The 9791-nt window shown below is 62.6% G+C and carries 6 protein-coding genes and 1 pseudogene; all 7 read right to left on the bottom strand.

Annotated elements, in window-relative coordinates:
* Positions 1-71 precede the first annotated feature (71 nt).
* On the bottom strand, positions 72-392 hold the full coding sequence (trxA, locus tag ROE7235_RS15135; protein WP_121096341.1) for a thioredoxin: 321 nt from the start codon (positions 390-392) through the stop codon (positions 72-74).
* A gap of 57 nt (positions 393-449) precedes the next feature.
* The gene (gene addA, locus ROE7235_RS15140) at positions 450-3755 is read right to left on the bottom strand and encodes a double-strand break repair helicase AddA (protein ID WP_121096342.1); all 3306 of its coding nucleotides are present in this window, start codon (positions 3753-3755) and stop codon (positions 450-452) included.
* Positions 3748-6663, bottom strand: coding sequence for a double-strand break repair protein AddB (gene addB / locus ROE7235_RS15145; RefSeq protein WP_183073532.1), 2916 nt, complete (start codon positions 6661-6663; stop codon positions 3748-3750). The genes addA and addB overlap by 8 nt, the downstream gene beginning before the upstream one ends.
* A complete protein-coding gene (tsaE, locus tag ROE7235_RS15150) occupies positions 6660-7142 on the bottom strand; it encodes a tRNA (adenosine(37)-N6)-threonylcarbamoyltransferase complex ATPase subunit type 1 TsaE (protein ID WP_121096347.1) in 483 nt (160 codons plus the stop codon). The genes addB and tsaE overlap by 4 nt, the downstream gene beginning before the upstream one ends.
* A gap of 156 nt (positions 7143-7298) precedes the next feature.
* Positions 7299-8987, bottom strand: a complete 1689-nt coding sequence (locus ROE7235_RS15155; protein WP_121096343.1) for a PAS-domain containing protein — start codon at positions 8985-8987, stop codon at positions 7299-7301.
* 104 nt (positions 8988-9091) lie between these two features.
* Positions 9092-9415, bottom strand: a complete 324-nt coding sequence (locus ROE7235_RS15160; RefSeq protein WP_121096348.1) for a 2Fe-2S iron-sulfur cluster-binding protein — start codon at positions 9413-9415, stop codon at positions 9092-9094.
* A 175-nt stretch (positions 9416-9590) separates the two neighbouring features.
* Positions 9591-9791, bottom strand: a pseudogene (locus ROE7235_RS15165) (IS630 family transposase); the annotation flags it as partial.

Here is a 9791-nt window from a genome sequence, read left to right on the forward strand (position 1 = left end):
CCCGCCGGAGGCGTCCGCCACTTGGCGAACCGCGACCGGCAGGGGTGGGGCAGCGTTCCGCCCCGAAGAGTTCACATCGCTTCGTTGATCCAGGACTGCAGTGCCGATTTCGGGGCAGCGCCCACTTTGTTCGACACCGGCTTGCCGTCCTTGAACAGGAACAGTGCCGGAATGCCGCGAATTCCCATCGCGGCGGCGGTGTTGGGATTCTCGTCCACGTTCACCTTGGCAATCTTGATCTTGTCGCCGTATTCGCTGGCAAGCTCTTCCAGCGCCGGGCCGATCTGTTTGCACGGACCGCACCATTCGGCCCAGAAATCGACAACGACAGGAATGTCGGACTCGCGCACTTCGGCGTCAAAGGTGGCATCGGTGACAGCAACTGTGGGCATTGGCCCCTCCATTGGTTTGCTTCGTTATCTCTCAATTATGCAACCGCGCGCGGGGTTTCAAGCGCCCGCGCGGGCAAGCGCTGCGCGCAGATCCTTATCGGGTAGTCGCATCAGGCTGGCGGTCACGGTCCACAGTAGCGCCATCTCGACCTTGCGACCCGGAAAAACCTGTTCCAGCGCAGCCAGATAGGCACCCATCTGGCGCAAAAGCCCTTCTGGCACCTGCGCTGCATTATCGGGCACCACGCGGTTCGATTTATAATCGACAGCCAGAACATGGTCGCCCGTCACCAACAGCCGGTCGATCACACCAAATAGCGGGCGGTCGCCCAAGCGACCGGCGATTTCGACCTCTGCCAGCGTGTCGGGCGCGAACAGCGGGGCTAGCTCCGGGGCGTCCAGAACGGCCGTCGCCTCGGGTAGCAGCAGCGCGGCATCGGAGGGACTGCCCAGCAGGTCAGCGGCGCGCGCGGTCCAGCTCTTACGCGGCCAATGCGGCAGATGCTCCAGTAGCAGGTGCAGCCCCGTGCCAAGCCGCAGGGCGCTGTCTTCGTCCAGCCCCGCTTCGCCCGGGAGCGCTTTCGCACCGCCCAAGCCCGACGGGTTCAGGGGCGTCACGCGCTCTGGTGGTTTCGGGGCGGGGTGCCAGAGCGCATCAGGCAATTCCGCGCGCGCGGCGCCGGTTTTTGCAACCTCATCGGACCGTGCGGGCCAGTTCCCATGGGCGTGGCGACTGCCCGGCCCTGTGGGCGTGTCCAACCGTTCCGCCCCGGCCGCCCGAACCCCTTCTGCCACGCGTTGATACCAGCTTTCAGCCTTGTCCACCTTGCCCGAGCCCGCCACGATCAACCAGCTTTCGACGCGTGTCATCGCGACATAGAGCAACCGCGCATCTTCTTGCTCGCGGCGCGCGGCGCGAGCGTTCAACGCCTCTTGCACCGGCTCGGGGTTTTGCCCTGCAAGGGCTTTCCAGACCGCACGGCCTGCGACATCGACAATCTCGGTCGTGTCGTTCGGTTTCTGGTCCGCCGTATCGGGCAGGATAACAATGGGCGATTCCAGCCCCTTGGCCCCGTGCACGGTCATAACGCGCAGCATCGGGCTGGCGCTGTCCAATTCGCGCTTCAGTTCCACCTCATCGCGTTCCAGCCATGTCAGGAAACCGGTGAGCGACGGAATTTCCGCCTGCTCATAACTCAGAGCCTGCGCCAGAAACGCGTCAATCCCGTCCTCGGCCTCTGGTCCAAGGCGGGCGATCAGGCGGCGGCGTCCGTCGTGACGTGTCAGCATACGCTCGACCAGATCGTAGGGACGCAGAAAATCGGTTTGGGTGCGCAAATCGCGCAGCACAGCCAAGGTCGGGCAGTCGAGCCGCGCACGCAGACGCGACCACAGGTATTCGCCTTTGGCACGGCCCTGCGCCAAGCGGTATAGCGCGTCTTCCGACCAGCCGAACAAGGGCGACCGCAGACAGGCGGCAAGTGACAGGTCATCCTCGGGCGTGGCCAGAAAGGCCAGAAGCGCCGTCAAATCGCGAACCGCAATTTCACCGCCCAGCCGCAAACGGTCAGCCCCTGCAATCGCAAGCCCCTCGGCCTTGCAGGCGGATATGATCTCGTGAAACAGGGTGTTGCGGCGGCGCACAAGGATCAGAACATCGCCTTCGTGCATCGGTCGTGTGACGGTGTCATGCAGCACCAATATGCGCGCCTCGATCATGCGGCGCAGTTCTTTCGCAATGGCCCTCGCAAGCTGGCGGTGGTGATGTTCGTCTGAAATCACATCCACCGCGTCATACCATGCGCGGTCGCTATCGGTCTTTTCCGGAAGGATGGGCGGCCACAGGTCCACTCGTCCCGGCAGGCTGTTGAAGAACGCAATATGCGTTGGAACGCCGCCCAAACCTTCGTCATGGGGCGGCTGGAAGGTCATATCCACCACGCGCAACACCGCATCGGAAGATCGGAAGGAATGCGTCAGCGCGGCTTGGTTCAGGCGCAGCCCGACATTCGAGAGCCGCTGAGAGAAATCCGCCTGCATTTCATCGAAGACGCGCAGGTCGGCACCCTGAAACGAGTAGATTGACTGCTTCTTGTCGCCGACAACGAACAACGTGCGCTCGACATCGCGCGCACCGATCCCGGCGGTAAATTCCTGCGTCAGCAACTCGATGACACGCCATTGCGCGGGGCTGGTGTCCTGGGCTTCATCCACCAGAATATGATCGACCCCGCCATCGAGCTTGAACAAAACCCATTGCGCCACTGACGGGTCCGTCAACAACTGGCCCGTGCGCGCGATCAGGTCGTCGAAATCAAGCCACGCGCGCGCGGTTTTCTGCGCGCGGTAATCAGCAAGGAACGGCTGCGCAAAAGCGTGCAGGGCGCGGGCACGGCGCAAAGCCGCCAACCCTAGGCGCAAGGGGCGCGCACGCTCTACCCGCGCCATGAACTGGTTCAGCGGCTCAATCAGCGCACCCATGGCAATGCGCGTATCCTTGTTGGGAAAGCTGTCGATCTTGGCAGTGAACGGTTCTTTTGCGTTGGACGTCGTCAGGAAGATCGCTTCCAACGATGGCAGGGGCGACATGCCTGCCTGACTTAGGTCCAAGGCCCTGAGCCTTTCCGCGGCCTTGACATCGTTCTTGCCACCCGCGTCCAGATACGGAAGCACATCTGCGACCAGCGCCGCCTCGCTGCCCAGAAACAGGTCTGACAGCAAGGTGTCGTCGGTCATGCCATCCGGCAGTCGAAAGGCGCTTTCATCGGGCGCGGGGGCGTCGAACAAAGCGGCATTGGCGCAGATCTCTGCCAGCAGCGTTTCGATATCCGCGCCGGTAAAGACTTGCGCAAGACCGGCGACCACATCGGACCGCCCCGCAAGCGTTTCAAATACATCGGCGCGTAGGGCGCGGGCCGCGCGCGCGTCCATTTCTGTAAAGGCGGGCGACAGGTGAGCTTCCAAGGGGAAACGGCGCAGCAAGGATGCGCAGAACGAGTGAATGGTCTGAATTTTCAACCCGCCCGGCGCTTCTATGGCGCGCGCGAACAAGCGCCGTGCATCCGAGAGTTGTGCAGCGGGTCCACCCTCTTCGCCGATCTTGCCAAGTTCGCGCCGCAACTCGGCATCGGGCAACATGGCCCAGCCGCCCAACAGCTTGAACAGGCGGTTCTGCATCTCGCTGGCCGCCGCTTTGGTATAGGTCAGGCACAGAATATGTTGTGGGGCCACACCTTGCAGCAGTAGCCGCGCCACGCGGTCGGTCAGAACCTTGGTTTTTCCCGACCCCGCATTGGCCGACAACCATGTCGAGGACAGGGGCTCTGACGCGCGGTTCTGCGCTTCGGTGGCCGCATCAGTCATTGTCCCACCCAACCCGAATGGTGACGGAGCCGTCCTGCATCGTCCATTCGCCAAAGCGCGCCAGATGGTCATAATCTCCCGCGCGGTTCTGCTTTTGCACGGCGCGACGTGCGGCAAAGCCTTGCCTGGGGTCCAGATAAGCACGGATCAGGGTGACAAAGCCCTCTCGCACCTCGTCAATCAGGGCCGGTGTCATATCGGTTTTCGACAGCTTCAGCGCGCTACCCCCAAGGCCCAGATAGCTGACACGCGCAACCTCGCGCGGGCCCAGACCTGTAAAAGCGCCCTCTTGCGCCATGACGGCTTGTAGCAAAAGTTGCTTGGCAAACTCCCTTTGCTCCTTGTCAGTGGGCGGCGCGCCGGTCTTGTAATCTAGGATATGCGCCCGCCCGTCTGGCCATATGTCGATGCGGTCGGGCTTGGCGGTCAGGGTAAAGGGCGGGTCGCGCAGCTCCCAGCCCCCCTTGGCCTCGCGCAGCGCAATCTCGCCGGGTTGGTGGGACATATAAGCCTCTAATTCCGGGGCAACCCGCGCCAACCGCGCCCACCACAGCGCGCGCACCGCCTGCCATGGCACGGCGTCGTCCAGCACGTCTTGGGCCACCTCCAGCAGCGGGCGTGGTGCGTCCGGTTCGGTCGCCTGCTCCAGCACTTTGTGCAGCACAGTGCCACGCAACAGCGCATCGGGCATTGGCAATAGCGGGTTCAGCCGCCGCAGACCCAACACATGGCGCGCATAAATTGCATAAGGATCTCGGATCAGCGTTTCCACCTGCGTGACCGACAGCTTTTGCGGGCGCACGGGCGGCGCAGGCGCGGGGCGTGGCGCCGGTGGATCTTGGGGGACGGCGCGAAAATCCGCCTCGAAGGCGGCGGCCTGGTCCAGCCAGAGCTGTCCCCGCGCGCGCATTGCGTCCAGCGCCGCCACGCCACCCTGTTCGGGCAGCCCCTTCATCAAGTTGGTCAGACGGTTCAGCCAGCGGGACGGCACCGTCTGGGCCTCTGACGTGCGGATCGCCCGCGACAGCACCACGCGGGGCGCGCAGACCGCTTGTTGAAAATCATGCGCCGACAGGCCGATCTGACGGTCGGGCAGAAGCAGCCCCACCTGAGCGCGCATGGCCCTGTTCAACCACGGATCGGGATCGGGTGCCTTGGGCCAGACGCCCTCGTTCAGCCCTGCGGCGATGACCAAATCAGCGCCCTGCACCCGCGCTTCCAACGTGCCCCAGATCATCACATCCGGATGGGCCGTTACGGGTTCGCGCACTTCTCGCGCCGCAAAGATGTTGGCCAGCAGCGTGTCATAATCAAACGGCGTCAGATTGCCGCCAGCATCGGCATCTGTTGCCAAGGCATCCATCGCCGCACGCGCTTCCAGTCCCGCCGCTTCGTCCCATAACCCGCCCGTACCGGTTCCAGCTTGACCCGCCGCCAAACGCTCTGCCAGCGCCAGATGATCGGCAACCAACTGGCCAAGCGGCCGCGGTGACGGGTCCGGCGCGCCGGGCAAAGTCACGGATAACCAGCGCGCCCAATCCTTGCGCGGGACGTCATCTGCGGCAAAGGCCGAGAGCACCTGCGCATCCGGAAACGGCATGGCACGCGCGCGCAAAAATAGCTCCAGATCGCGGGTGTGCAGCAAATGCGCGCCGCGCTCTGACCCGCTATGCGCCAAGGGATGTTTCAACAAGGCCAGCAGCTTGGGCACATCCAACCTGCGCAGGAACAATTCGGCCACCTGCCGCAAGAACCGCCCCGGTGCCGACAGGCCCAAAGGGCGGCCCGCGCTGTCATCCGGGGTGATACCCCAGACCTGAAGCGCTGCCGCCACACGGCGTGTCAGGTCACGATCTGGCGTGACAAGCGCCGCGCGCGCGCCGCGCGTTGCCGCGTCAAACAGGCAATGCGCGATGGCGGTCGCCTCTGCCCGTGGCGACGGGGCTTCGATCAGGCTCACCCCCTCTGTCGCCGCGACCAGATTGCCCAAAGATGGCCCCTCACGCAGCCATTGGTCGGTTTGCGGCGCGGGGCGCAGGGCCAATGACACCAACGGGCCGCGCGGCAAGGGTGGGCTGTCATCCCAAGGTGCGACATCCGACGCCGCCAGCCCCAGGCCGTGCAACAAAGCGTGAAAGCGGTATTGCGGATGGTCCTCTGCGGCCGCCGCATCGTCCAATTGCGACCATGCCTGCGCGGGCATGTCGAAATCGAATCCCGGCAAGACCACAGCGCCTTGCGGCAAACGTGCAATGGCTTTCATCAATAGTGCCGTGGTTCCCCGCGAGCCGGTGGAGCCTGCGACGATCATCGGCTCGGCGGGTGGGGCATCCTGCCATTTCGCCGTCAAACTCTCGACCTGTGCCCGCAACCGGCCCTCTGCATCAGGAGCATCTGGCGCAATGATCGTTTCGGCCAGATGCAAAAAGCGTTGGGCCTGCGCCCAGTGGTCGGCATGATTGCTTAGGTCCAACTCATCTAGCGCGCGGAACCCCACCCCCTCGGCCTGCATTTCCGCAAAAAGCCGCGCAAGGCTGTCAGCCAGATCGAACACCGCTGCACGGGGCGCAAGATTCGGGTTCGCCGCCTGAAGCATGCCCACCAGCTGCGCCAGTTCCAGCCGTCGCCGCAGCGGAGAGACGGGCGGCGCGTGTTGCGGCGCGCCGTCAAACAAGAGCGGCTCTGTTACCAGCCGGATACGCGGCAACAATCCCGGACCCTGCGCGACAAGACACTCGCGGATACGGCGGCGCATGCGCCCCGAATTGACCAAGATCGTGATACGGGCGCGCGATTCAGCGGGCAAACCGTCAAGCCGCTTGCGTAGTCCCTGCGCAAAAAGCTGCGGGAAATCTGCACCGGGTGGCAAGGCAAACACCCGTGCGCGGTCGGTGGACGCGAAAATCATCCGGCCTCCACCCGCGCTAGGCGGTGTCGCCATGCGGCGCTGTCGGTTGCAAAATGCAAGTGCCGTGTGTCGCCCTGCGGCTCCAGCGTTAGATGCAAGGCACCCGGCGGGCACAGATCACCGAGCCGGTCGGGCCATTCCACAAGGCAAATCGCCGTTTCGAACGCTTCGGGCAACCCCAACTCATCGCATTCAGAGGGGCCCGACAGCCGATACAAATCGGCATGCCACAACTCGACATGTCCCAAATCATAGCTTTGAACGATGGTGAATGTGGGCGACGGCACATCCTCTGACCGGCCCAAAGCCGCCAAGCGGGACTGGATCAGAGCGCGTGCGAAATGGCTTTTGCCCGCGCCAACGGGGCCAGACAGCAAAATGACATCGCCCGTCGAAAGCAAGGCGCCAAGCGACTCGGCAATCCTCGCGGTCGCATCGGCCGAGTGGCTGGTAAAGGATGTGACGGACGCTTCGGACATGCCCCTGATGTCGCATGCGCAGGCGCGCAATTCCAGTGCTTTGCGCTTTGGTGCCGGCTCGCCCGCGCCAGGCTGGTTGCCGCGTCGCCAATGCGCTGCCGCGCAATGGGTCTCATCAACCACCCCGATTGGTAGCGCAGCTCGACCGAAGCAAGCTCAAGCGCGGGTGCGACTGCCCGCATGTTGCACGATGCGGGATTTTTTGGGCATTGTCGGGACCGACGAGCCAATATCCAGCGCAGAGCGCGGCGCGGCAACCTCCAGAATATCGGGCGCGTTCAACGCCTTTGCATGGCTCGACGCTGTTGCGATGTCGCGTATGCTCGCCTGCACCAACGGTCGAAAGATGATCATCAGACAATCCTGACGCAGCCTTCGCGCCTGCACGCCCAACGTGGTTCCATCCAACAAGCACACGCTGCCTTGCAAGACAGCACCGGGCGCAGCAGAGGCGGCGAAACCACTTAGTTCAGACCAGAAGGGCGACTGAGCAGAGGTTTTCGTCCAGAGCGCCAAAGCATGACGAAACCCGGTATCCGCAAGGTTATTGCAGGGATCTTCGCCCCATATCTTGCCGTAGCGCGCGTTGCACAGCAAAGTATCACCCGCCGGGTTGAACGCGACGACAGCATCTTGCAACCCGTCAAACACGGTTTGAGCCAGTTCAATCTCTTGGCGCAGACTGCGCGCAAGCGTGGCGTCAGAGGTGACATCCTCGAAAAAGAACGCCAGTGCGCCGCCCGGCTGCGGGCGCCCACTGACATGGTAAATGCGCCCGTTATCAAGGCACCATTCCTCGCCAAACGCCCCTGATTCTGCGGCGCGCTCCATCTCTGTGATTTCGCGCCGCCAAGTCGCGAAATCCTTGGGTTCAGGCAACATGCGCAGCTCTCTCAAGGTGAACAGGAACTGCTCGAAACTCGGGCGTGCGGCCAGAAACAACGGGTCCAGCCCCATGAGATCGACCAGTGCCGGATTGAACACCTGCAAGCGGCGCTCGGTATCGAATAGCGCAAGGCCCGTCGGCAGCGACGCGAACGTGCGTGTCAAAATCTGCATCATCTCGCGCCGGGAGGTTTCAGTCTGGACAGCCAGATCAATGGGCGCGGCGAAATGTAGTGTGCCGCGCTCGTCGGGCGCCGCACTATGGCCGAACCATGCAAGATGGGTGCCCATATCAAGCGACAGACGGCAGTGGGCGTCCGGGGCTTGGCTTGCAAACAGGTCCGGGATTGGCCAAGTCAGCCCGTTGCGTCCTGCATCGACCGCAAGATAAGCCTCGATATATGCGGTATTGGCCCAGGTGATCTGCCCATCCCGATCGACCCGCCACGCCAACACCGGCATTTGCTTGGTCACATCGCGCAATGTGTCGAGCTCGTCGCGCATCGCCTCGAAACTCAGCCGGTCCAGCGCGACAAGCGCACCTTCGGCGCGGGTGTCGACCAACCGCAGATGCGTCAGGCCATTCTTGCGGCTGGCATGCAGCACAAGCCCGCTGCCATCTTGCGCCGCGAGCTCCAGCGCGCCAAGTGCGACAAGCTGGCGCAAATGGTGTTTCAGGTCTGCGAAACGCTGTTCCAGATAGCCGAGCAGGTGATCAAGCTCTGCCTGCTTGTCCTTGCTGGCCGCCATGATCGAGTCGAGAAGTTGCCGACCGCGGTCTGACCGGTCGATCAGCACATCGTCGCGGAATATAAACACCGCGTCCTGTTCGGACATGTCCGGCGCAGTCAGCGCCCCCCTGCTCCGGCTGCCAAAACCGGAAAACAGCAAGGCCACGGCCGCGCATACCAACGTGCTGCTGGCGACAATTGTCAGGCCCAGAAGGAGCGCTTGCGACATTTTTCCCAATCCCACTTACGACAATACTTTGTCCAAGCGTGACGCAGATTGGTTAAGCCGCAGTTAAAATTGCACCCGAAAGTTGTGCGCAGCCGCCGTTGTGATCAGATTTGCTTTTCGGGCATGAAGACTTTCAGGCCATCCAGAGCGTCGCTCACCTTCAACTGGCAGGTCAAACGCGAGCGCTGTGGGTCTGGCTGAAAGGCGAAGTCGAGCATGTCTTCTTCCATCGCGTCCTTGCTTGGCAACTTGTCTGTCCAAGCCGGGTCCACATAGACATGGCAGGTCGAGCAGGCGCAGGCGCCGCCGCAATCGGCCTCTATTCCCGGAATACCGTTGTCGCGGGCGCCTTCCATGACGGTCAGGCCAGAGGCCACATCGACCACATGTTCTGTGCCGTTGAATTCGACATAAGTGATTTTGGCCATCCACGCCCTCATTTCATCGCTGTCACCGCTTGCGACATAAGCCAACCAGCGGCGTTTGGCCAGCCGTGATTTCCGCCTGAAAGGACCGACAAAACGACGCGTTCGCGCCCAGATTGTGCCCGAATCGGGCGCGATATTTACCAATATGAAACACACAGTCCGACATATACTTCTTCTACTCCAAAACCCGAAAGTTCTCGTGTGTTATGACGCGGAAGTTATCTGACACCTTGTCGCGGAATTTCTTCCATTCCTGCGGGATGGTCTCACGCATGAATGCAAGGATGGCGTCGGCGAATTGCTTCTGACTTCGGTAGTAGCGATTGTGGGTGACATAATGGTGCAAGACCGCCCAAAGACGTTCAATTGGATTGAG

The sequence above is a fragment of the Roseinatronobacter ekhonensis genome (genome assembly GCF_900499075.1).
Lineage (GTDB): Bacteria > Pseudomonadota > Alphaproteobacteria > Rhodobacterales > Rhodobacteraceae > Roseinatronobacter > Roseinatronobacter ekhonensis.

Bases quoted from the DNA above. Each gene is read 5' to 3' on its own strand.
- trxA (WP_121096341.1), bottom strand. From the start codon at position 392: ATGCCCACAGTTGCTGTCACCGATGCCACCTTTGACGCCGAAGTGCGC.
- addA (WP_121096342.1), bottom strand. From the start codon at position 3,755: ATGACTGATGCGGCCACCGAAGCGCAGAACCGCGCGTCAGAGCCCCTG.
- addB (WP_183073532.1), bottom strand. From the start codon at position 6,663: ATGATTTTCGCGTCCACCGACCGCGCACGGGTGTTTGCCTTGCCACCC.
- tsaE (WP_121096347.1), bottom strand. From the start codon at position 7,142: ATGTCCGAAGCGTCCGTCACATCCTTTACCAGCCACTCGGCCGATGCG.
- ROE7235_RS15155 (WP_121096343.1), bottom strand. From the start codon at position 8,987: ATGTCGCAAGCGCTCCTTCTGGGCCTGACAATTGTCGCCAGCAGCACG.
- ROE7235_RS15160 (WP_121096348.1), bottom strand. From the start codon at position 9,415: ATGGCCAAAATCACTTATGTCGAATTCAACGGCACAGAACATGTGGTC.